Origin of the sequence: Stenotrophomonas sp. TWI169, assembly GCF_039674705.1 — a bacterium.
Classification (GTDB): Bacteria; Pseudomonadota; Gammaproteobacteria; order Xanthomonadales; family Xanthomonadaceae; genus Stenotrophomonas; species Stenotrophomonas maltophilia_P.
Genome location: NZ_JBDJOB010000016.1, coordinates 26,362 through 48,447, shown reverse-complemented (window position 1 = coordinate 48,447; position 22,086 = coordinate 26,362). Strand labels below are relative to the sequence as shown.

Sequence of the window (22,086 nt, the reverse complement as noted above, 5' to 3'; positions counted from 1 at the left end):
GATTGTAGCGGGAGGGCATCCGGGCCGGTCAGTCAGCGCCGGAGAGGCAATGATTCGCCTCGCGCACCAGCTGTCGTGCGGCCACGATAAGTCCATCAGTGTGGAAGGCACCCAACTGCTGGTCCGGGCCACCCTCGGCGCGCGCTCGATCGCCCGCCTGCAGCAGATCGAGCAATGCACTGAGTCCGGACAGCGAGCGGCGCAGCGAGGCGTGATTGCTGGCGCCCAGAGTGAGGCTGCTGCACGGTTGCCCGTCATCGCCGTCGGCGCAGCTGATGGCATTGAGGTACGTGAAGAAGGCAGGCGACTGCACGGGCAGACTCTGTTCGTGCAAGGCGCGCTCGATCTCGCGTGCGAGGTCCTCGGGCACGTCGGCGGCGATGTCGCCGATCAAGGCGTGCAGGCGGGGATGGACAGCGGTGCGGTTGGTCATGGCGAAACCCTCACTGGCGTGGGGCCACCTTCCGAAGCGAAGGTGGCGGACGGTGCGGGTTGGCGTACCAAGGCAAACGAACTTCCACCGAGAGGAAGGCCTGGCGGATCTGTCGATCCCCACGCACCGGCCGCCATTGAAGGCAATCGGTGCATTCTCTCTGCTGAGGCGTGAACCGCAGCGGTGGAAGTTCGTTCGTTTATTCGAGACGCCAATCCCGGCCAGGGCAACGCGCCTCGGCATGGAGATCATCCGGCCCACAATCACAGCGGTCCGTAAGGAAAGTTCTCAACTGCACGCAGGCGCACCAAGCGTTTCCAGTTCTGTGCCCTGCAGCACCCACTCGCTGCGAAGCTCGTCTCTAATGGCGCAATCCGCCGCCCCCTTCGACCGTGGACATGACGACTCTGGCGAGGCGCCGCCACGGCAATTACGTCAACCCGCGCAGTAGGCGAGTGACCATGTCATGGATGAAGGCAGAGGGTTACATCCCTGCGCTGTCCCACCGCCCCGGGCAGGCGTAGTCTCAGCACAATGACCCCTCCACCCGGGAGCCCCACCATGCCGCTCGCCCGCATCGATCTCCGCAAAGGCCAATCCGCCGACTACCTGCAGCGCGTCGGCGAGGCCATCTACCAGGCCATGCGCGCTGTCGGCGTGCCCGAGAACGACCGCTTCCAGATCTTCCAGGAGCACGACGCCGCCACCCTGGTCTACGACCCCAGCTACCTGGGTGTGCAGCGCTCCGACGATTTCATCTGCATCCAGATCACCTGGAACGAGGGCCGCACCCTGGAGCAGAAGAAGGCGCTGTACGCGGGCATCGCTGACGGCCTGCATGCGGCAGTGGGCATCCGCCGCGAGGACGTGTTCATCAATCTGGTGGAAGTGAAGAAGGAGAACTGGTCGTTCGGGCATGGCGTTGCCCAGTACGCGACGTGAGGCGCCTGCGTCACCCTGTCGCAGGGGCAAAACCCTGAACGTGGTCCAAGGTTGCGGCGCCGCGCCGTAGAATGCCCGGGTGCACCGCCCCCGATTCCACCGCCGGTTCCAGGCCCTGGCATGGCTCGCCCTGCTGCTGGTGCTGCTTGCCCCGCTGGTGAGCCGCTGGGTGGCGCATGGCCGCGTGGCAGCGGCGGCGCCGGTGGCGGCGATGGATCATTCGCTGCATGCGCAGCACACGATGGAAGGCCATCACGACCATCATGCGATGGCGACGCCGCACGATGAGGCCGCGAAGAATCCGCCCGCCGATCCACACGCCGACCATGAAATGGGCGTGGATTGCGATTACTGCCTGATCGCGGCGCGGCTGATCACCCTGCTGGTGGCGGCGTTCCTGCTGCTGGTGCCCTTGGCGCCGGTCTGCCGGGCGCGGCTGGGCGCTGTGCTGGCAGTGCCCGCGCGCCTGGCGGGAACCCTCGGGGCGCGGGGACCACCGGCGGCATTGGCGGGCTGAGCCGCGCACGCGGCCGTGCATTCCCTCTGATGGAAGCCGCCAGGCATGACCTGGCGCTACCGCGTGCGCTTTCCTTCCTGCTGCCCCGCAGTGCGGGGTGGCATTGCATGCCGTGAAAAAATGAAAAGACATCCGAAGCGCGTTGCCCTGCGTTGGGCGACGCTGCCGGCGCTGTGCGCCTGCGCCCTGCCTGTTGCACCTGCCCGTGCCGAAGCGGCGGGCCCGACCACCCTGGACACCGTACGCGTAGTCGATACCCGGCACGGTGCGCTGTCGGCCACCCCCGGCGCAGGTTCCGCGCTGGGCCTGAACGTGCTGCAGACACCTGCGGCGCTCACTGTGATCGACCGCGACCAGCTGGAGCAGCGCGGTGACTCCAACCTCAACGATGCGATCAGCCGCGCGGGTGCGATCAGCGCGATGCCGCATCCGGGCAATGGCCTCAGCGCACTGTCCAGCCGGGGTTTCACCGATGGGGCGTCGGTGATGCGCCTGTACGACGGGCTGCGCCAGTACGGGGGCGTCGGCATCACGTTCCCGTTCGATACCTGGTCTATCGAGCGCATCGAAGTGCTGCGCGGGCCGGCCTCGGTGATCCACGGCGACGGTGCGATCGGCGGTGTGATCAACATCGTGCCGAAGAAGCCTTCGCGCGGTGCCGTCGAGAACGAGATCAGTGTGACGGTGGGCAGCGAGGACACCGCGCGCCTGGGCTTCGGCAGCGGTGGCGCGCTGACGCCCGAGCTGGCCTACCGGCTGGATGTGAGCGGCAACTACAGCGGCGGCTGGGTGGACCGTGGTCGCAACAGTGACGCGACTTTCTCCGGGGCATTGCTGTGGCAGCCGCGTACCGACCTGCAGCTGACGCTCACCCATGCGCAGGGCTACCAGCAGCCGATGCGCTACTTCGGCACGCCGCTGGTCGAGGGCCGCCAGCTGGAAGCGCTGCGCCACCGCAACTACAACGTGGAAGACAGTGACATCCGCTTCCGTGACCGCTGGACGCAGCTCGATGCGCTGTGGACGCCGAACGCGAAGGTGGAGTGGCGCACCCGCGTCTACCAGATCGACAGCCAGCGCGATTGGCGCAACGCCGAGGCCTATGTCTACAACCGCGCTACCGGCTTGATCGATCGCTCGGGCAATACCGAGATCACCCACAACCAGGACCAGACCGGGCTGACCTCGACGCTGCGCTTGCAGGGTGAGGTGGGCGGTCTTGCCAACAGTTTCGCGCTGGGGATGGATGCCAACCGCGCGCACTTCAAGCACACCAACAACACCTATGCCGGCAGCTCCGGCCCGGTCGATCCGTTCCATCCGGTGCCGGGGCAGTTTGCCAGCGATGCGCCGAACCTGCCGCGCTACCGCAACAGTGCCGAGCAGTACGCTCTGTTCATGGAAGACCGGCTGGCCCTGAGCGAGCGCTGGTCGGTACTGGGCGGGATGCGCCACGACCGCGCGCGCATCGATCGTACCGATCTGATCAGCGGCCAGGGGGCATTCTCGAAGACCTACAGCAGCACCGGCTGGCGAGCAGGCACGGTATTCGCGCTGCAGCCGACGCTGAGCCTGTACGCGCAGTATTCGCAGGCGGCCGACCCGGTCAGCGGCCTGTTGATGATCAGCCCGGCCAACGGTGCCTTCGACCTGGCCAAGGGGCGTCAGGTCGAAGTCGGCCTGAAGCAGGCCTTCGACGGTGGCGAGTGGACGCTGGCGGCGTACCGGATCCGCAAGACCGGGCTGCTCAGCCGTGATCCGCTGCTCCCGGATCGTCGGGTGCAGGTGGGCGCGCAGACCTCGCGCGGAATCGAGGCGTCCTTGAACTGGAATTTCGCGCCGCAGTGGACGCTCGATGCCAACGCGACGGTACTGAAGTCCGAGTTCGAGGATTTCCTGGAAACCACCGGTTCGCCGGCCGTGCTGGTCTCGCGCGATGGCAACGTGCCGCCGAACGTGGCCGAGCGGTTGGCCAATGTGTGGCTGAGCTGGCAGTTCCTGCCGGACTGGACCGTGGCCGGCGGTGCGCGTTACGTCGGCAAGCGCTACGCCGACAACGCCAACACCCTGGAGCTGCCGGGCTACAGCACCACCGATCTGGCGCTGACCTGGCAGGCGGCACCGCGCACGCGGGTGAGCGCGCGCCTGTTCAACGTGTTCGACAAGGCGTACTACGCCACGGCGTACTACACCAGCACGCAGTGGCTGCTGGGTGCGGACCGCCGCGTCGAGTTCACGCTCGACCATCGCTTCTGAGGACGCACACCATGTCGCTGCGATCCACTGCCAAGCGCTGGACCTACCTGGTGCACCGCTGGCTGGGCATCGGTGGATGCCTGTTGATGCTGCTGTGGTTCGTCAGTGGCATGGTGATGCTGTTCGTCGGCTACCCGAAGCTGATGCCCGGCGAGCGGCTGGCGGCGTTGCCGGTGCTGGGCGACGCGCATGGGCTGCTGGGACTGTCGGCGTTGCCAGCGGCCGTGCAGGCTGAGCCGGAAAGCGTGGCGCTGACCACGCTGCGCGGCGAGCCCGCCTATGTGGTGCGTAGTGGCAGCCACGTGGGAGCCTGGTCGGCGCGTACCGGGCAGGTCCTGCTGCCGGTATCGGCACAGCGCGCCGAAGCTTCGGCGGCGCAGTTTGCCGGCGGCCCGGCATTCGTGGGTGCGATGCGCGTGGATGAGGACCGCTGGACGCATTCGCGTGCGCTGGATGCGCATCGGCCGCTGTACCGGGTCGAGGTGGGCGGTGCGCGGCCGGGTGACCTCTATGTGTCTTCGCGCACCGGCGAGGTGGTGCTGGATGCACCGCATGTGCAGCAGCGCTGGAACTATGTGGGCGCTTGGCTGCACTGGCTGTACTTCCTGCGCATGCAGTCGGTGGACCCGGTGTGGACGTGGGGGGTGATCGTGCTGTCCGCACTGTGCACGGTGGCGGCGGTGAGCGGCATCGTGGTGGGTCTGTTGCGCTGGCGCTTCCGTGGCACCTATCGTTCGGGCGCGAAGACGCCGTACGTCGAGCGGTGGATGCGCTGGCATCATCTGATCGGTCTGACGGCTGCGGCGTTCGTGTTCACCTGGATCTTCAGTGGCCTGATGTCGATGAATCCGCTGGGCGTGTTCAGCAGTACGCGCGCGGCGATCGACACGTCGCAGTATCGCGGCGGTGCGGTGGCAGTGAATGGCCCACTGGGCGAACCGGCAGCGCTGCTGGCTGCGGCCCATGGTGGGCTGTTCATGCCGGTGGAGATCCAGTGGCGGCGCATCGGCGGTGAGCTGTTCGCGCTGTTGCTGGACGGGCAGGGCGATACGCGCATCGTATCCGCAGGCGAAGGGCATCTTCGGATGATGCAGCTGCTGCCGGTGGCATGGCTGCAGCAGAAGGCGCAGGCGATGTCTGCCGCGCCGATGCATCGGTTCGCGCTGCTGCATGCAGCGGATGCCTATTTCTATCCACGTGCGCCGGAGGCGATGAACGGTGCGGCGGTGCGCCGCTTCCCGGTGGCGGTGGCGGACTTCGGTGATGCCGAGGCGACGCGCGTCTACTTCGATCTGGGCAGCGGCGATCCACTGCTGACCCTGGGGCATCGTGAGCGCGTCGGGCGCTGGCTGTTCTACTTCCTGCACAGCTGGGACCTGCCGGCAATGCTGCGGCAGGAGACGGCCCGGCTGGGCGTGCTGCTGCTGTTGAGCACCGCCGGCACCGCGCTGTGCGCGACGGCTACGGTGATCGGTTATCGACGATTGCGGATGAAGGTCCGGCGTCGGCGCCGTTGATCCCGCGCGCTACACCCGCAGCCAGCGCGTGGACACCGCCACCAGCAGCAGCGCGATGGCCACACCGATGAATGCAGCGATCAGGCCGAAATGATTGGCGGCGAAGCCGATGAGTGCCGGGCCGGCAAGAATGCCGGCAAAGCCCAGCGTGGACACGGCGGTGATCGCCAGCGCGCCGGGCATGCGGGTCTGGTGGCCGGCCAGCGAGAACAGCGCCGGCGCGATGTTGGCGCAGCCGAGGCCGACCAGCACATAACCGGCCAGTGAGACCTGCCAGGGCGTGACAAGCGTCAGCACCAGCACGCCACTGGCCGCGAGCAGGCCACCGAACACGATGGCGCGTTCGCGTCCCACCCGCGCCACCAGTGCATCGCCGAGCAGGCGGGCCACGGTCATGGTCAGGGTGAAGATCACATAGCCGATGCCAGCCATGCGCGCATCGACGCTGCGCACGTCACTGAGAAAGACCGCGCTCCAGTCCAGCATCGCGCCTTCGCCGAGGAACGCGACGAAGGCCAGCACGCCGATGAACAGCACGATGCCGTGCGGCATGGCCAGCATCGGGGTGTCGTGCGGCATGCGCTCGCGGTGCCAGTACGACGCCGACAGCAGCATCGCCAGCAGCATCGCGGCCACGCCGATCAGCACCGATGCCAGCGGTGGCAGCTGCAGGGACAGCAGCACGGTCATCATTGCCGCGCCCAGGAAGCCGCCGATGCTGAAGAAGGCGTGGAAGCCGGACATCATTACACGTCGCGCTTCGCGCTCGACCACCACGGCCTGCACGTTCATCGTGCAGTCCATCGCGCCTACCGCGGCACCGAACACGAACAGCACCAGGCCCAGCAGCCACGCTGAACCGGCCAGGGCCAGGCCCGGCACGGTGAGGCAGATCAACAGCGTACTGGCCACCATCACCCGGCGGCAGCCCAGCCGCGCGGCCAGAACGCCCGCCACTGGCATCGCCAGCAGCGAACCGGCACCCAGGCAGAGCAGCACCACGCCGAGCGTGGCGTCGTTGAGGTCCGCGCGTGCCTTGGCGAACGGTACCAGCGTCGCCCACAGTGCCGTGGCGAAACCGGGAATGAAGAATGCAGCGCGGGTCGCGTGCTGTTCGGCACGCGCGCGGTAGGCAACGGACATGGGCGGTTCGGTCAGGGCGGGGTGGGGTGCACCGCAATACCGGCAGCGAGGAAGCGCGCTGCCAGTGCGGGCGGGGCTGATGTGGTCAGCACCAGGTCGTCGATCTCGTCGAGGCCGGCGATCTGCCAGTGGCCACGGGCACCGAGTTTTTCGGTGGTGGCGGCGACAATGACGCGGCTGCTGCAGGCCACCATGGCGCGCTTCAAGGTGGCTTCTTCGGCATCCATCGCCCACACACCAGTGTCGCCATCCACCGCGCACGGGCCGGGCAGGTACACGTCGGCGCGCAGGCGCTGCACCTGGGCCAGTGCTTCGGCACCGACCGCGCCGCCGCCGCTGGCCAGGCGGCCGCCGATCAGCTGCACGGAAGTGCCTTCATGCACACTGGCGGCGGTGGCGATCTGCGGCGCGTTGGTAATCACCGTCAGTGCCAGTTCGGGCGGCAACTGCTGGGCGATGGCCAGGTTGGTCGAACCGGCATCGAGCAGCACCACCTGCCCAGGTTGCAGCAGGGCACAGACGCGCGCGGCCAGTTCGGCCTTGTCGCCACGATCACGGGTCAGGCGCTCGCGCAGCGGGCGCTCCTTCGGCGGCGGCAGCACGGCGCCGCCGTACACGCGCTGGCACAGGCCTTGGGCGGCCAGTTCACGCAGGTCGCGGCGGATCGAATCTTCGGAAACCGCATAACGACGCGCCAGTTCCGCGGCGATCACGCGGCCCTGCTGGCGCAGTTCCTCGAGGATCTGCCGGGTACGTTCGGCGGGGAGGGGGCTGGAATCGGCGTTCATGGGATAAGTGTGCATATTCGTGCATGAACATGCAATAACGTGCATTCCGGGTCGACGCACGGGAGCCCCTTCTCCCGGGCGGCCTTGGAAAGTGCGAGGTGCGGGGGCCGGCCGGGCGAGCGCCGGCTCTGCAGGTTCATCAGGCCGCGTAGGCGACCCAGCCCTTGAAGGTGAATCCGGCGTAGAACAGCTCGATGTCGTGGAAGCCTGCCTCCTGCAGCACCTCCACCTCCTGTTCCGGTGACAGCAGCGGCAGGCGCTCGGCGATGGCGGTGATCGCGCGCTGTGCATCCGCACGGGCAATGCCGGAAGCCTCGCCGAAGGCCGCATAGCGCCTCAACCAGCGCAGCTTCGCCTCCGGCTCCTGCGGGACGCTGTGGTGGGCCACCACCAATGGCGCGCCCGGACGCAGCCGCCTGCGCAGTTCGCGCAGGGTATGCCGGCGCTGGTCGATATCGAGGAAGTGCAGGGTCAGCAGGCAGCTGGCGCCATCGAAGATCGTGGCCGGGGCATCCTCGATGTAGCCCTCCAGCAGCTCCACGTGGTTCATCCGTGTGCCGAGCGTTTCGCGGGCCAGCGCCAGCATCGGGCCGGCCGGATCGACTCCGAGCATGCGCCAGTGCGGGTGGGCGTCAGCGAAGGCCTTCAGCTCGAGGCCGCCACCGGCGCCGAGCACCAGCACGTGGCCGTGCTCGGGCACGTGCTCGGCCAGCAGCAGGTGGGCCATCTGTTGCAGACCGAGGAATCCAGGTACCTGCCGCAGCGGTCCCTCGTGATAGCGGGCCGCAGCCTGGGGATCGGAGAACGAAGGCATCCGGAGGCGACCTGCAGCAGGAGGGGAATTGTCACTGTAGCGCAGGCGTCAAGAGGTGCCGCCCAGTCCGCGATGCGGCTGCGGCGTGGTGCGCGCGCAGGGCTTCGCCGCCTGTCATCGTGGTGTCGTCGATGCCTCACGCCGGCTATGCAGGCCAGCGTCCACGCTTGATCGTCCCCGCCCCCACGGAGACCGACCATGTGGCTGCTTGATCATCTCTGGACTGCACGCCGGCCCGCGCCTCCGCCGCGCCCCGTTCAAGCAGAGTCCGCGCCACGCCGGCCCTGGCGCAAACGCCCCGCGCGGGCCGGCCGCAGCGGCATGGCGCCCTGGCAGAAGGTCACCGCGCCGACACGCCGTACCCGGCACTAGGCCGGGCGGTCGGCCGGATGGTTCACGCCATCGCTGACCGGGATCACGCCCAGCGCGAAGGGATCGATGCCCTCCAGGCAGGCGACGTTGTAGCCGTACTGGTCGGGGTTGGAACGCCGACGGTGGTGGGTGTAGATGCCGCACACATCGCAGAAGTAGTGCTCGGCCACATGCGTGTTGAACTGGTACAGCCGCAGATGGTCCCGCCCTCGTACCACCTGCAGCCCTGCGAGGGCGACGCTGGCGGCGATGGCGCCGCGGCGGCGGCACATCGAACAGTCGCAGCGGCGCGGGTCGACGATGCCGTCCGGCAGGTCCAGCAGCAGTTCGACCGTACCGCAATGACAGCGGGCGCTGTGCTGGGGTTGGACCGCAACACCGGCCACGGAGGTAATGCCCATCGATGCTCCTGGAAGAGGGAACGGTATGTGGAAAACGGCGTTGCAGACGGTGCACCCAGCAGCCTGAACGGGCCGTAGATGCCAGGGCGAACCCGCTTGTGGCTAACTATGCGCCCCCGGGACCACGACAGGACGCCAGTGAAAGCCGCAGGACGTTGGATGACAGGAAGTGTGATGGTACTGCTGGCACTGTGGATGGCTGGCCTGCTGCTCTATCAGCTGCCGGGGCCGGGCTGGCTGGCGTCGGCCGTGGCGGTACTGTGGGTGCTGTCCGCCCTGTGGGCGTCCTGGCGGGTTGCCCGTGGCCATGGCACGCGACGGCTCGGCATGGCCTTCGGCGTGGCGCTGGCCCTGGCGCTGGGGTGGTGGATGCTGCTGACCCCGCGCCAGGATCGCGTGTGGGCCGATGACGTAGCGCAACGCCTGCACGTGGTCTCCTTCGATGGGCGGCATGTGGTGCTGGACAACGTGCGCGATTTCACCTGGCGCAGCGAAACCGACTATGACGCGCGCTGGGTGCGCCGCACGTACGACCTGGACCAGCTGCGTTCGGCCGACCTGGTGCTTTCGTACTGGATGGGGCCGGCGATCGCCCACACGCTGATCTCGTTCGGCTTCGACGATGGCCGCCATGTCGTGTTCTCGCTGGAGATCCGCAAGGAACGCGGGGAATCGTTCTCGGCACTGGGGGGATTCTTCCGCAAGTTCGAGATGACCCTGGTGGCCTCCGAAGAGACCGACATCATCCGCACGCGTACCAACGCGCGTGGCGAGGATGTCTATCTGTACCGCCTGCATGGCATGGACCGCGCACAGTTGAAGGAACTGTTCGCCGCCTACATCGCGCAGGCACGCGAGCTGGATGCAAAGCCCGGCTTCTACAACACGCTGACCAGCAACTGCACCACCATCGTCTTCGATCTGGCCAGGCATATCGCGCCGCGGCTGCCGCTGGACTACCGCCTGCTGCTGTCCGGCTATCTGGCCGAGTACGCGCAGGAGGTCGGGGCATTGACGCCGGGGGTGCCGTACGCAGTGCTGCATGCCAAGGGCCGGATCACCCAGCGCGCGCTGGACCTGGGTGACGGCGGCAACTTTTCCACCGTGATCCGCCAGGGCGTGCCCGGCACCGAGCAGGACCCGCAGTGATGCTCATGTCCATACTTTCCCGCTGGCAGCGCGTGCTGCCGGCGTCGCTGGCGATCTTCATGCTGCTGGCCGGCAGCGGCTGCGCGATGGTCACCGTCAAGCAGGTGAAATCCAGTGACTCGCTGGTCAACAAGCGTGCCGATGTGCTCAACACCGGCAAGCTCAGCCCCGCGGCCCGGGAAACGCTGAGTGCAGCCGGGCTGGATGAGTCGCAGTGCGAGAAGGACTTCGTGGTCTGTCGCAGCACGCTGTTGATGACCGACGATCTCAACGTCGAACAGCGGCTGTCCGCGCTGTCGGAGCTGTGGGTGAAGGCAGCGTTGGCGCTGACCCCGAAGAAGACGGCGGCGGGCGATCCACCGATGAGCGATGCCGCACTGGATGCATGGCTGGAAGCGGCGCGCTATGCCTACGCCTACCTGTTCTACAGCGGCCGTTCGCCGTCCGATCGGGCGTTCGAGGACCGGCAGACGCAGGTGCGCGACTACTACAACTATGCAGCCGAGAAGGCCGCGGTGGTTCTGTTCGTGCGGGCGCGCGCCGCCGCGCTCGCCGGCGAGGACTATACGAAGCCGATCACGGTCGGCAGCTGGTCGCTGGCCTCCAACTACCAGCAGCTGGCCCTGAAGAGCATTCCGGCGCAGCTGGTACCCGCTGGCACGGTCAGCTTCGTCGGCCTGCGCAGTACCTATCGACGCGACGGTTTCGGTGCGGAGCTGGTGATGGTGATGGACCCGCCGAAGCTGGTTGCTCCGGCGGTCTCCGCAGATGGCCCGAAGGCGGACGGCGGGCAGGACGACGACAGCGATGCGCGTCGTGGTCGCCGCCATCGCCATGATGATGCGGTGCCGGAGTTCAGCGAGATGTCCTCGATCAACGTCACCGCGCTGCTGCGCTTCGAGGGCAGCACGCTGGAGGACGTGATGCGTACCCGCCGGGTCGAGCTGGACGCCTATTCGCCCGAAGCGACCGAGCGCATCACCCTGCACGGCGAGCAGGTGCCGCTGGCCGGCAACTTCACTGCCGCCTACGGCCTGTGGCTGGCGCAGAGTGGCTTCGCCCGGCAATCGCTGCGCACGCTGTTCGGCATGAGCGAGGGTATCGGTGAGCCGCACATCTACCTGATGCAGCCGTGGGATCCGAACCGCCGCATCATCTTCATGCTGCATGGCCTGGCCAGCAGCCCGGAAGCGTGGGTGAACCTGGCCAACGAGATCATGGGCGATCCCGAGCTGCGCCGGCAGTTCCAGGTGTGGCAGGTGTATTACCCGACCAACGCGCCGATCGCGCTGAACCGCTATGAGATCGCTACTGCATTCAACGACACGCTGAAGCATTTCGACCCGGATGGCAGCACGCGCGCATCGAAGGACATGGTCTACATCGGTCACAGCATGGGCGGCGTATTGGCCCGCCTGCTGGTGAGCGACTCGGGCGATGTGCTGTGGAACGACCTGCTGGCCAACTATGACCTGAAGGGTGAACGACTGAAGCGGGTGCAGAACAAGCTGGGCCCGCTGCTGCACTTCAAGGCGCAGCCGAATGTGGAACGGGCGATCTTCATCGCCGCTCCGCATCAGGGCACCGACATCGCCGGCAACAGGGTCGGCCGCCTGATCGGCCGCTTGGTGCGCCTGCCGCTGACCATCCTGGGAAAATTCGAGGATGTGTTCCTGGCGCTGGCGCAGGCCGAGCAGCAGGTTGACGGCACCGCCAAGCCGAAGATTCCCAACAGCATCGACAACCTCAAGGCCAGCGATCCGTTCGTGAAGGCGGCCGCACAGCTGCCGATCGAAGCGGGCCTGAAGTACCACTCGATCATCGCCCAGCGCAAACCGGAACTGCCGTTGGAGAAATCCGACGATGGGCTGGTGCCGTACTGGAGCGCGCACCTGCCGGGGGCGCTGTCGGAGAAGGTCATCATCTCCGGACACAGCGTGCAGGAATCGCCGCAGGCCGTGCTGGAGGTGCGCCGCATCCTGCATCGGGACATCGATGATGTGGACGCGGCGGCCACGCCATGACCGCACTGATCGCCGGGCCACGCACGGCCGAATCAACCGGTGGCGTTACACCCGGCGTGCAATCAGCGTGGACAGCAGAGCCAGGCCCAGGGTGATCGCCAGGCACAGCACGTAGCCGGTGTGCGGCCTGTCGTCCACGAACAGGGCAAACAGCGCGCCGGAGACGGCCAGTGCGGTGGTGACCGCCAGCGCCTCGCTCAACTGCAGCGCCGAGGTGTTGGCTCCCTGTTCGTGCGGTGCCGAAAGGGACAGGGTCAGTACCGAAAGACTGGCGTAGATCATGCCCATGCCGAAGCCGGTCAGCGTCCAGCCGATCAGAGCCACCGGCAGCGGTACCGTGCGGAACAGCACCGCCAGCGTCGCCGCGATACCGATCGCCATCAGCGGCGTTCCCGCGCGCAGCAGCTGCTGGCGTGACCAGCCATTGCGCTGGTGGCCCTGCAGCCACGACCCGGCGAACCAGCCCAATGCCCCCAGGCTCAACACCGCGCCGGCCCCGCTGGGTGACAGCCCGCGCTCGCGCTGCAGCAGCAGTGGCAGGTAGGCCTCGCAGGCGAAGAATGCCGCAGCGGCGATGCCGCGCAGGGCGATCACACTGGGCAGGCCGCGATGCAGGCGCAAGGTGCCGGCGGGCAGCAGCCGCTGCACGCAGAACAGCAGCGCAAGCATCGCCACAGCGATGCACAGCACTGCCGCCATCCCTTGCTGCTGCCCGCCGAGATACAACAGCAGCGCTGCCAGCGACGCGCCGCTGGCCCAGCGCACCACCCGGCTGCGATTGCCGCTGTCGCCCGCAGGCGAGGGCTGCAGGCGTGACACTGCAGGTCGCAGCAGCAATGCAGCGGGTAGCGCCAGCAGCGGCACGGCCAGGAACACCCACCGCCAGCCCAGGTGCTGCACGATGAGCCCGCTCGCAGCCGGGCCGATCATCGACGGCACCACCCAGCCAGCGGAGAATGCTGCGAACACCTTCGGCCGCAGCGGTTCGGGGTAGGTACGGCCGACCATCACATACAGCGAGACCGAGATCGCACCCGCGCCCAGGCCCTGCAGCAGCCGCCCGGCCACCAGTATCCCCATGTGCGTGGCCAGGCCGGCCAGCAGCAGGCCCAGTACGAAGCACGCCAGGCCCCACCACAGCGGCCGCGCGGGCCCGTGCCGGTCGGCCCAGAGGCCAGCGAGTGTCATGCCGATGACGCTGGTGGCGAGGGTCCCGCCGAAGGCCAGCGCGTACAGGCGGAGCCCGTCGAGTGCGGCGGCGACGGTGGGCATGGCTGCGGCCACCGCCAGCGCTTCGAAGGCGTGCAGCGAAACCAGGGCGACCATGCCGAGGGTGGTCGCACGATAGCGCGCGGAGAGGATGGAGGTTTCGGCAGGAGGGGCGGCGTCGGCAGCAGGTGGAGTCGGGGTCATGCGGAAAGTCTGGGAGGCCGCGCTTGTCATCCGGCGGCGAAGACCGCAGCATGACACCTGAACTATAGTTGAGGTCAAGCAATGGTGTCGCAGGAACTGAGTGTGGGTGAGGTGTCGCAGCGCAGCGGCGTGGCCGTATCCGCACTGCACTTCTATGAGCGCAAGGGCCTGATCAGCAGCCTGCGTACCTCGGGCAACCAGCGCCGCTTCAGCCGCGACGTGCTGCGCCGGCTGGCGGTGATACGCGTTGCACAGCGCGTGGGCATGCCGCTGGAGGCGGTGGCGCGTGCTTTCGAAAGCCTGCCGCAGGGCAGGGCACCGACCAAGGCCGACTGGGCCACGCTGTCCGCACGCTGGCGGACCGAGCTGGATGAGCGCATCCACATGCTGCAGCTGCTGCGTGACGAACTGACCGGGTGCATCGGTTGCGGCTGCCTGTCACTGAAGCGCTGCCGGCTGGCCAACCCAGAAGATGTCCTCGGGGAACGGGGTGACGGTCCGATGCGCTGGGGCTGAGGCCCCGGCACATCGGAGGGCACGCCAGGCTGGATCATGCATCACCAGACGGTGATCGTTTCACCGCTCAGGATGCCTTCCACCGCGCGCTGGTACGCCAGTGCCGCGCGCTGGGCGGTGACCGCTTCAAAGCCGGGGAAGTAGGGCGCGTAGGCATCCATTGATTCGACCAGCACATTCGGGCTGACGACATTGATGCGCAGCCCGCGGGGCAGCAGCTCCAGGGCCGCTGCGCGCACGAATCCTTCCAGCGCGGCGTTCACCGAGGTTGCATTGACGCCGTCGCGGATCGGCTGGGCACTGACGATGCCGCTGGTCAGGGTGATCGAGCCACCGGCGGTGAGGTGATGCTGGGCGGCCAGTGCCAGCCGCACCTGACCGAGCAGCTTGTCCTGCAGGCCGACGTTGAACCGTTCGGGCGTCATGTCACGCAGGGGACCAAAATGCAGTTTGCCTGCGGTGGAAATCACCGCATCGACCGCGCCGGTGCGGGCAAACAGTTCGTTGACGCTGGCATCGTCGGTCAGATCGACGCGCAGCGTGCCGCTGCTGCGCCCTGCGTCCAGGATCTGGTGCTGCTGGCCGAGCTGGCGCGCTACGGCCTGGCCGAGCGTGCCTGTGGCGCCCACGAGAAGAATCTTCATGACGGTTCCTTGCTTTGGGGGAGATGAAGCGCAGTCTGCGCCGTGACGACGCGGTTTGGTAAGCCGCGTATGATTTGCTGATTACTAATCAGGACTTAGCAATGGACATGCTGCGCTGCATGCAGGCCTTCGTCGCCGTGGCCGAGCGCGGGAGTTTCGCCGCTGCCGCCGAGCACCTGCAGGTGTCTGCGGTGATGGTGGGCAAGTACATCCAGCAGCTGGAAAGCCACCTCGGCACCGCGCTGTTGCAGCGGAACACGCGGCGGCAGCGCCTGACCGAAGCGGGTAGCGCCTATCTGGCCGGTTGCCGGCAGGTGCTGGAACAGGTGCAGCAGGCCGAGGCGGACGTGGCCGGCCTGCAGCTGCAGCCGCGCGGTGTGTTGCGGGTCAGTGCTCCCACCACCTGGGGCAGCTGCGTGCTGGCGCCCCGGTTGGCCGAACTGCTGCGTGCACAGCCGCTGCTGAACATCGAACTGGATCTGAGCAATCGCCGGGTGGACCTGATCGAAGACGGCTTCGACGCGGCGATCCGGGTCGGTCCGCTGCCCTCGGCGGACATCGTGGCGCGTCCGCTGCCCCCCTATGCGATGAGCCTGTGCGCAGCGCCGTCGTACCTTCGCCGTCGAGGCACGCCGCGGACGCCCGCGGATCTGCAGGGGCACGATTGCCTGAGCCACCTGGCGTGGCGTGGCGGGCACGGTTGGCAGCTGGCCAGTGGCGAGCATGTGGACTGGGAGGCACGGCTCACCAGCAATGACGGCTTCGCGCTGCGCGAGGCTGCCGTGGCGGGTGCCGGATTGATTCTGCAACCGACGGCGCTGCTGGCCACTGAGATCGCTGCGGGCCGGCTGAAACCGCTGCTGCGCGACCATCTGCCGGCGCCGCGGCCGATGCACCTGATCTATCTGCCGGACCGTCGCCCGCGCCCGCGCCTGCAGTGCTTCGTCGACTTCGTCATGACCACGTTGGGGCAATGAGCATCGGGGGAGATGGGGTCAGATCCCTTTGCCCCGGCAGAGGGATCTGACCCCAAGGAATCAGTCGTTTGCCGCTGACAGTTCCTGGCCGCGCACCTGTGCGGCGCGCAGCGCGGCATCCACCAGTGCCTCGAAGCCGCCGGCCTGGAAGCTTTCGATCGCAGCCTGGGTGGTGCCGTTGGGCGAGGTCACGCGGCGGCGCAGCTCGGCGGGACTTTCTCCCGCTTCATCGAGCATGCGCGAGGCGCCCAGCAGCGTCTGCACCACCAGCGTGCGTGCGGCGTCGGCGGGCAGACCCTGGGCGATGCCTGCCGCTTCCATCGCTTCGGCGAGCAGGAACACATAGGCCGGACCGCTGCCGGAGACAGCGGTGACCGAATCCATCAACGGCTCGCTGTCGATCCATACCGTGCGTCCGGCACTGGCCAGCAGGTGCTCGGCCTGGGCCCGCTGCGGTGCATCCACTGCCGGTGTTGCGTACAGACCGGTGACGCCGGCACCGAGCAGCGCGGGCGTGTTGGGCATCGCGCGCACCACCGGCAACGTGCCGCCCAGCCAGCGCTGCAGCTGCGTGCTGGTGATGCCGGCGGCGATCGAGACCACCAGCGGTCGGTTGTCCTGCGCCAGCGGCTGCAGCGACTGGCAGACGTCGCGCAGTACCTGTGGCTTGACCGCCAGCAGCCAGGTCTGGCCCTGCGCGGCGGCCGCGCTGGCGCTGTCGTGGGTATGCACGCCGAAGTCGCTGGCAAGCGCATCGCGCACGGCGGCGACCGGCTCGGCCACGTGGATGCGCGTGGCAGGCACGCCCTGGCGGATCAGGCCGGCGATCAGGCTGCGCGCCATGTTGCCGCCGCCGATGAAGGTGATGGAATCTGCTGCCATGGAAGTCTCCTCGGAATGTCAGGCCGGCCGCGGACGGGCGCCGAACAGGGCGGTGCCGATGCGCACCAGGGTGGCGCCTTCGGCGATGGCCTCGGTGTAGTCGCTGCTCATGCCCATCGAAAGGGTATCGACCTGCGGGAAGCGGTCGGCCAGTGTCTGGAAAAGTGTGCGCATGCGCACGAATGCGTCGCGGCGGCGTTCCGCCTCCGGCCACGGCGCCGGGATCGCCATCAGACCCCGCAACCGCAGGCCAGGCTCGGCGGCGATGGCCTCGGCCAGGGCCTGGACGTCCTCTGGCGCGCAGCCGTGCTTGCTCGATTCATCATCGATGTTGACCTGGATCAGCACGTTCAGCGCTCCGCGCGCCGCCGGTCGATGGCGGGCCAGCGCGGTCACCAGCTTGGGACGGTCCACGCTCTGCACCCAGTCGAAATGCGTGGCCACCGCTTCGGCCTTGTTGGACTGCAGATGGCCGATCAGGTGCCATTCCAGGTCGAGGTGCTGCAGCGCCTGCATCTTGGCCAGCGCCTCCTGCACGTAGTTTTCGCCGAAGGCGCGCTGGCCCTGTGCAGCAAGGGCGGCCACGGCCTCGGCCGGTTGGGTCTTGGAGACCGCCAGCAGGCGCGGCGGCGCACGTCCGGCGGCCTCGGCCGCAGCGTGCAGGGTGCTCAGGATCTGGGGCAGGGCAGTGGCCACGTAACGCGTTCCAATCGATCAGGAGGCTATACTGCCGCCCGGGGAAAGATCCTTCCAGTCGAAGCCGTTATTGGGGAGTAGCCGCTCATGGATATCGCCGAGCTGTTGGCGTTTTCCGTAAAGAACAAAGCGTCCGACCTGCACCTGTCCGCAGGCCTGCCGCCGATGATCCGCGTGGACGGCGACGTTCGCCGCATCAACATCCCGGCACTGGACCACAAGCAGGTCCATGCGCTGGTGTACGACATCATGTCCGACAAGCAGCGCCGCGACTACGAGGAATTCCTCGAAGTGGACTTCTCGTTCGAGATCCCGTCGCTGGCACGTTTCCGCGTGAATGCGTTCAACCAGAACCGGGGTGCGGGCGCGGTGTTCCGTACCATTCCGTCGGAGGTGCTGACGCTGGAGGATCTGGCCTGCCCGCCGATCTTCCGCGAACTGATCCAGCAGCCGCAGGGCCTGATCCTGGTGACCGGACCGACCGGTTCGGGCAAGTCGACCACGCTGGCCGCGATGATCGACTACATCAACAAGAGCGAATACGGCCACATCCTCACCGTCGAGGATCCGATCGAGTTCGTGCACACCTCGCAGAAGTGCCTGATCAACCAGCGCGAAGTACACCGCGATACGCATGGCTTCAACGAGGCACTGCGCTCGGCACTGCGAGAAGACCCGGACATCATCCTGGTCGGCGAACTGCGCGACCTGGAAACCATCCGCCTGGCACTGACCGCCGCGGAGACCGGCCACCTGGTGTTCGGCACCCTGCACACCAGTTCGGCGGCCAAGACCATCGATCGCATCATCGACGTGTTCCCGGCCGGCGAGAAGCCGATGGTGCGCTCGATGCTGTCCGAGTCGCTGCGCGCGGTGATCTCGCAGGCACTGTTGAAGAAGGTGGGCGGCGGCCGTACCGCAGCGTGGGAGATCATGGTGGGCACGCCGGCCATCCGCAATCTGATCCGCGAAGACAAGGTGGCGCAGATGTACTCGGCGATCCAGACCGGTCAGCAGCAGGGCATGATGACGCTCGACCAGCACCTGCAGGACCTGGTCAAGCGCAGCCTGATCACCCGCAACCAGGCGCGCGAGTACGCCAAGGACAAGCGACTGTTCGAGTAAGGCAAGGCAGAAGCGGGCCCCGGCGCGCGACCGCGCCGGCGACTCCGCGATGTTCCGACCATCGACTGAAGCCTGGCACATGCCTCCTGGGAGCCTGCCGTGAACACCACCGCCACCACCATCGATTTCACCTCCTTCCTCAAGCTGATGGCGCACCAGCGCGCCTCGGACCTGTTCATCACCGCGGGCATGCCGCCGGCGATGAAGGTCAATGGCAAGATCGCGCCGATCACGCAGACACCCCTGACGCCGCAGCAGAGCCGCGACCTGGTGCTGAACGTGATGACGCCGGCACAGCGCGAAGAGTTCGAGAAGACCCACGAATGCAACTTCGCCATCGGCCTGTCCGGTGTCGGCCGTTTCCGCGTGAGCTGCTTCTATCAGCGCAACCAGGTAGGCATGGTGCTGCGTCGCATCGAGACGCGCATCCCGACCGTGGAAGAACTGAGCCTGCCGCCGATCATCAAGACGCTGGCGATGACCAAGCGCGGCATCATCCTGTTCGTCGGTGCGACCGGCACCGGCAAGTCGACGTCGCTGGCAGCGATGATCGGTTATCGCAACCAGAATTCCACCGGCCACATCATCACCATCGAGGATCCGATCGAGTTCGTGCACAAGCACGAGGGCTGCATCATCACCCAGCGCGAAGTGGGCATCGATACCGACAGCTGGGAGGCCGCGCTGAAGAACACGCTGCGCCAGGCGCCGGACGTGATCATGATTGGTGAGGTGCGTACCCGCGAAGGCATGGACCACGCCATCGCCTTCGCCGAAACCGGCCACCTGGTGCTGGCGACCCTGCACGCCAACAACGCCAACCAGGCGATGGACCGCATCATCAACTTCTTCCCGGAAGACCGCCGCAACCAGCTGCTGATGGACCTGTCGCTGAACCTCAAGGGCGTGGTCGCCCAGCAGCTGGTGCCGTCCCCGGATGGCCGCTCGCGCAAGGTTGCGATGGAGATCCTGCTGGGCACGCCGCTGGTGCAGGACTACATCCGCGACGGCGAGATCCACAAGCTGAAGGAAGTGATGAAGGAATCGGTCCAGTTGGGCATGAAGACCTTCGACCAGAGCCTGTTCGAGTTGTACCAGGCCGGTGAGATCAGCTACGAGGATGCGCTGCGGTATGCCGATTCGCAGAACGAAGTGCGGCTGCGCATCAAGCTGAGCCAGGGCGGTGACGCGCGCACCCTGTCGCAGGGCCTGGACGGCGTGGAAATCTCCGAGATCCGCTGAAGCAGCAGAGGACGGCAGCCGGGCGTCGCCCGGCGCCGCGGAAGATCACCGGGACGGCCGGATTCATGAAATCCAGTCATGACCGACTGCGGCGCAGCCGGTTCAATCCGAGGGGGCCGCAGGCGTATCGTCAGCGCTCCCCCTCTGGAGCATGACAATGCAGACACGTGAACTCGGCCGCAGCGGCCTGAAGGTTTCCGCGCTCGGCCTGGGCTGCATGGGCCTGAGCCACAGCTACGGCAAGCCCGTGGAACTGGAGCAGGGCGTCGCGCTGCTGCACGCAGCCGTGGAGCGCGGGGTCACCTTCTTCGACACGGCCGAAGTGTACGGCCCGTACACCAACGAGGCACTGCTGGGCAGGGCGCTGGCGCCGCATCGGGACCGGCTGGTGATCGCCACCAAGTTCGGTTTCAGGAATGCCCAGGCCGATACCGGGCTGGACAGCCGCCCGGAGAACATCCGTGCCGTGGCAGAAGCCAGCCTCAAGCGCCTGCGTACCGACCACATCGATCTGTTCTACCAGCACCGTGTCGATCCCAACGTGCCGATCGAGGACGTCGCCGGTACCGTGCGCGACCTGATTGCCGAAGGCAAGGTCGGCCACTTCGGGCTCTCCGAAGCGAGTGCCGCCACCGTGCGCCGCGCACATGCCGTGCAGCCGGTGGCTGCGGTGCAGAGCGAGTACTCGCTGTGGTGGCGCGAGCCGGAGCGCGAACTGCTGCCGACCCTGCAGGAGCTGGGCATCGGCTTCGTACCATTCAGTCCGCTGGGCCGGGGCTTCCTGACCGGTACGATCAATGCAGAGACCACGTTCGAGGCCGACGACTTCCGCAACACCGTGCCGCGGTTTGAAGTCGAAGCGCGCCGGGCGAACCAGGCGCTGGTGGACCGGATCGGCGCCATTGCCGCCGCCCGCGGTGCCACCCCGGCACAGGTGGCATTGGCCTGGCTGCTGGCGCAGGCGGACTGGATCGTGCCGATTCCGGGTACCACCAAGGTGCATCGCCTGGAAGAGAACCTGGGAGCGGTGGACCTGCAGCTGTCGAGCGAAGAACGGCAGCGCATCGCGCAGGCGCTGGATGAAGTGTCGATCGTCGGCGAGCGCTACAACGCCCAGCGTGCGGCGCAGGTCAAGGGCTGATCGTGGTGGGTGCGGGCCTTGGGCCCGCACTCATCGGTCCATCATCGGCCCGCGCAGGGCATCGAGCACCGTGCGCATCGCCAGGGTCACGTGGTGGCGCGAGGGGTAGTACGCGTAGTAGCCATCGAACGGCGGGCACCAGTCGTCCAGCACCGATTGCAGGCGGCCATCGTCCAGCATCGGCAGGACCTGGTCTTCCGGCAGCCAGGCCAGCCCGCTGCCGGCCAGTGCTGCGCTGCGGGTCATGCCCATCGTGTTGAAGGTCCACTGCCCGCTCACGCGCACGCTCAGTTCGTGGCCATCCTGGCCGAAGTCCCATGGCATCAGTCCGCCATGGGTGGGCAGGCGCAGGGTGATGCAGTTGTGGCTGGCCAGGTCGTGGGGGGGGGGGGGGGGGGGGGGGGGGGGGGGGGAAAACCGGGCCCCCACCCCCCCCCACCCCCCCCCGCAGCGGGGGGCTGATGGGCACGGCGATCATGTCGCGTGCCAGGCGCTCGCCGAGGCGGATGCCGATGTCATAGCGCTCGGCGACGATGTCGGCCAGGCCATAGTCGGTGGTCAATTCGATCTTCAGGTCGGGGAAGCGCTGCAGCAGGGGGGCCAGCCGCGGCCACGCCAGATACTCAGCGGCGTGGCCGGTGGCGTTGATGCGGATGGTCCCGGCGGGGCGGTCGCGGTACTCGGCCAACGCGGCCAGTTCGTGCTCGATCTCGGCCAGGCGTGGTGCCAGCGTGGCGAGCAGGCGGGCGCCAGCCTCGGTGGTGGAGACGCTGCGAGTGGTCCGGGTCAGCAGGCGCACCCCGAGCCGCTCTTCGAGGCCCCGCATGGCATGGCTGAGCGCGGACTGGGAGACACCCAGCTGGGCGGCCGCGCGGGTGAAGCTGCCCTCGCGGGCGACGTGGACAAAGGCCTGCAGGTCGTTGAGGTTTTCGCGCGGCATGCGGGAATGATACGGCGCCGCCGCTGCCCGCTGCCGCGCAGGCTGATGCTTTCCGGGGAGCCCTCAGGCAGGGCGGCGCATCCAGCTGAACGATTTCATCTGCAACTGTCATGCGGATCGTGTCTAATACCGCCTCCCCCCGCTGTCCCCCCAC

Annotated in this window: 20 protein-coding genes and 1 pseudogene; 11 read left to right on the top strand and 10 right to left on the bottom strand. The window is 67.5% G+C overall.

The window, feature by feature from the left end:
* Positions 1 to 28 precede the first annotated feature (28 nt).
* Positions 29 to 433: a hypothetical protein gene (locus ABE543_RS13115; protein ID WP_346475772.1), complete on the bottom strand. Its 405-nt coding sequence runs from the start codon at positions 431 to 433 to the stop codon at positions 29 to 31.
* Positions 434 to 994: 561 nt separating this feature from the next.
* Between ABE543_RS13115 and ABE543_RS13110 the strand changes: the two genes are divergently transcribed.
* The 4 genes from ABE543_RS13110 (at position 995) to ABE543_RS13095 (ending at position 5,665) form a co-directional block, all read left to right on the top strand.
* Entirely contained in the window at positions 995 to 1,375 is a 381-nt protein-coding gene (locus ABE543_RS13110) for a tautomerase family protein (protein WP_053519221.1), read from the top strand.
* 130 nt (positions 1,376 to 1,505) lie between these two features.
* On the top strand, positions 1,506 to 1,892 hold the full coding sequence (locus tag ABE543_RS13105) for a DUF2946 family protein (protein WP_065182485.1): 387 nt from the start codon (positions 1,506 to 1,508) through the stop codon (positions 1,890 to 1,892).
* A gap of 120 nt (positions 1,893 to 2,012) precedes the next feature.
* Entirely contained in the window at positions 2,013 to 4,148 is a 2,136-nt protein-coding gene (locus tag ABE543_RS13100) for a TonB-dependent siderophore receptor (RefSeq protein ID WP_197572161.1), read from the top strand.
* 11 nt (positions 4,149 to 4,159) lie between these two features.
* The gene (locus ABE543_RS13095; RefSeq protein ID WP_197572160.1) at positions 4,160 to 5,665 is read left to right on the top strand and encodes a PepSY domain-containing protein; all 1,506 of its coding nucleotides are present in this window, start codon (positions 4,160 to 4,162) and stop codon (positions 5,663 to 5,665) included.
* A 9-nt stretch (positions 5,666 to 5,674) separates the two neighbouring features.
* On the opposite strand, the gene ABE543_RS13090 is transcribed toward ABE543_RS13095, so the two are convergent.
* The 4 genes from ABE543_RS13090 to ABE543_RS13075 form a co-directional block, all read right to left on the bottom strand.
* The gene (locus ABE543_RS13090) at positions 5,675 to 6,808 is read right to left on the bottom strand and encodes an MFS transporter (protein WP_197572159.1); all 1,134 of its coding nucleotides are present in this window, start codon (positions 6,806 to 6,808) and stop codon (positions 5,675 to 5,677) included.
* Positions 6,809 to 6,819: 11 nt separating this feature from the next.
* Positions 6,820 to 7,596: a DeoR/GlpR family DNA-binding transcription regulator gene (locus ABE543_RS13085; protein ID WP_065175969.1), complete on the bottom strand. Its 777-nt coding sequence runs from the start codon at positions 7,594 to 7,596 to the stop codon at positions 6,820 to 6,822.
* A gap of 139 nt (positions 7,597 to 7,735) precedes the next feature.
* Positions 7,736 to 8,410, bottom strand: coding sequence for a methyltransferase domain-containing protein (locus tag ABE543_RS13080; RefSeq protein WP_197572158.1), 675 nt, complete (start codon positions 8,408 to 8,410; stop codon positions 7,736 to 7,738).
* 368 nt (positions 8,411 to 8,778) lie between these two features.
* Complete coding sequence (locus ABE543_RS13075) at positions 8,779 to 9,183, bottom strand: GFA family protein (protein WP_053519241.1); 405 nt, start codon at positions 9,181 to 9,183, stop codon at positions 8,779 to 8,781.
* A 174-nt stretch (positions 9,184 to 9,357) separates the two neighbouring features.
* Between ABE543_RS13075 and ABE543_RS13070 the strand changes: the two genes are divergently transcribed.
* Both ABE543_RS13070 and ABE543_RS13065 read left to right on the top strand, forming a co-directional pair.
* A complete protein-coding gene (locus ABE543_RS13070; protein WP_253118944.1) occupies positions 9,358 to 10,332 on the top strand; it encodes a DUF4105 domain-containing protein in 975 nt (324 codons plus the stop codon).
* On the top strand, positions 10,332 to 12,356 hold the full coding sequence (locus ABE543_RS13065; protein WP_346475771.1) for an alpha/beta hydrolase: 2,025 nt from the start codon (positions 10,332 to 10,334) through the stop codon (positions 12,354 to 12,356). The genes ABE543_RS13070 and ABE543_RS13065 overlap by 1 nt, the downstream gene beginning before the upstream one ends.
* Positions 12,357 to 12,401: 45 nt before the next feature.
* Here ABE543_RS13065 and ABE543_RS13060 read toward each other — a convergent pair whose 3' ends face one another.
* Positions 12,402 to 13,769 carry an MFS transporter gene (locus tag ABE543_RS13060; RefSeq protein ID WP_346475770.1) on the bottom strand — a complete coding sequence of 456 codons (1,368 nt, stop codon included), beginning with the start codon at positions 13,767 to 13,769 and terminating at the stop codon, positions 12,402 to 12,404.
* 81 nt (positions 13,770 to 13,850) lie between these two features.
* Here ABE543_RS13060 and soxR point away from each other — a divergent pair, with 81 nt between their 5' ends.
* Positions 13,851 to 14,285 carry a redox-sensitive transcriptional activator SoxR gene (gene soxR, locus ABE543_RS13055; RefSeq protein ID WP_053519250.1) on the top strand — a complete coding sequence of 145 codons (435 nt, stop codon included), beginning with the start codon at positions 13,851 to 13,853 and terminating at the stop codon, positions 14,283 to 14,285.
* A gap of 41 nt (positions 14,286 to 14,326) precedes the next feature.
* On the opposite strand, the gene ABE543_RS13050 is transcribed toward soxR, so the two are convergent.
* A complete protein-coding gene (locus ABE543_RS13050) occupies positions 14,327 to 14,929 on the bottom strand; it encodes a short chain dehydrogenase (protein ID WP_074900439.1) in 603 nt (200 codons plus the stop codon).
* A gap of 101 nt (positions 14,930 to 15,030) precedes the next feature.
* Here ABE543_RS13050 and ABE543_RS13045 point away from each other — a divergent pair, with 101 nt between their 5' ends.
* Positions 15,031 to 15,906, top strand: a complete 876-nt coding sequence (locus ABE543_RS13045; RefSeq protein WP_111187135.1) for a LysR family transcriptional regulator — start codon at positions 15,031 to 15,033, stop codon at positions 15,904 to 15,906.
* Positions 15,907 to 15,966: 60 nt separating this feature from the next.
* Here ABE543_RS13045 and proC read toward each other — a convergent pair whose 3' ends face one another.
* Together proC and ABE543_RS13035 are read right to left on the bottom strand one after the other, a co-directional pair.
* Positions 15,967 to 16,788 carry a pyrroline-5-carboxylate reductase gene (proC, locus tag ABE543_RS13040; protein WP_053519255.1) on the bottom strand — a complete coding sequence of 274 codons (822 nt, stop codon included), beginning with the start codon at positions 16,786 to 16,788 and terminating at the stop codon, positions 15,967 to 15,969.
* A gap of 18 nt (positions 16,789 to 16,806) precedes the next feature.
* Complete coding sequence (locus tag ABE543_RS13035; RefSeq protein ID WP_128989763.1) at positions 16,807 to 17,484, bottom strand: YggS family pyridoxal phosphate-dependent enzyme; 678 nt, start codon at positions 17,482 to 17,484, stop codon at positions 16,807 to 16,809.
* Positions 17,485 to 17,571: 87 nt separating this feature from the next.
* On the opposite strand from ABE543_RS13035, the gene ABE543_RS13030 reads away from it, so the two are divergent.
* The 3 genes from ABE543_RS13030 to ABE543_RS13020 all read left to right on the top strand — a co-directional run bounded on the left by ABE543_RS13030 (position 17,572) and on the right by ABE543_RS13020 (position 20,992).
* Positions 17,572 to 18,609, top strand: a complete 1,038-nt coding sequence (locus tag ABE543_RS13030) for a type IV pilus twitching motility protein PilT (RefSeq protein ID WP_053519259.1) — start codon at positions 17,572 to 17,574, stop codon at positions 18,607 to 18,609.
* A gap of 99 nt (positions 18,610 to 18,708) precedes the next feature.
* A complete protein-coding gene (locus tag ABE543_RS13025; RefSeq protein WP_074900446.1) occupies positions 18,709 to 19,851 on the top strand; it encodes a PilT/PilU family type 4a pilus ATPase in 1,143 nt (380 codons plus the stop codon).
* A 157-nt stretch (positions 19,852 to 20,008) separates the two neighbouring features.
* The gene (locus ABE543_RS13020; protein WP_065175975.1) at positions 20,009 to 20,992 is read left to right on the top strand and encodes an aldo/keto reductase; all 984 of its coding nucleotides are present in this window, start codon (positions 20,009 to 20,011) and stop codon (positions 20,990 to 20,992) included.
* Between the two features lie 30 nt (positions 20,993 to 21,022).
* Here the strand turns inward: ABE543_RS13020 and ABE543_RS13015 are convergent.
* A pseudogene (locus ABE543_RS13015) lies at positions 21,023 to 21,932 on the bottom strand (LysR family transcriptional regulator).
* Between the last annotated feature and the right edge of the window lie 154 nt (positions 21,933 to 22,086).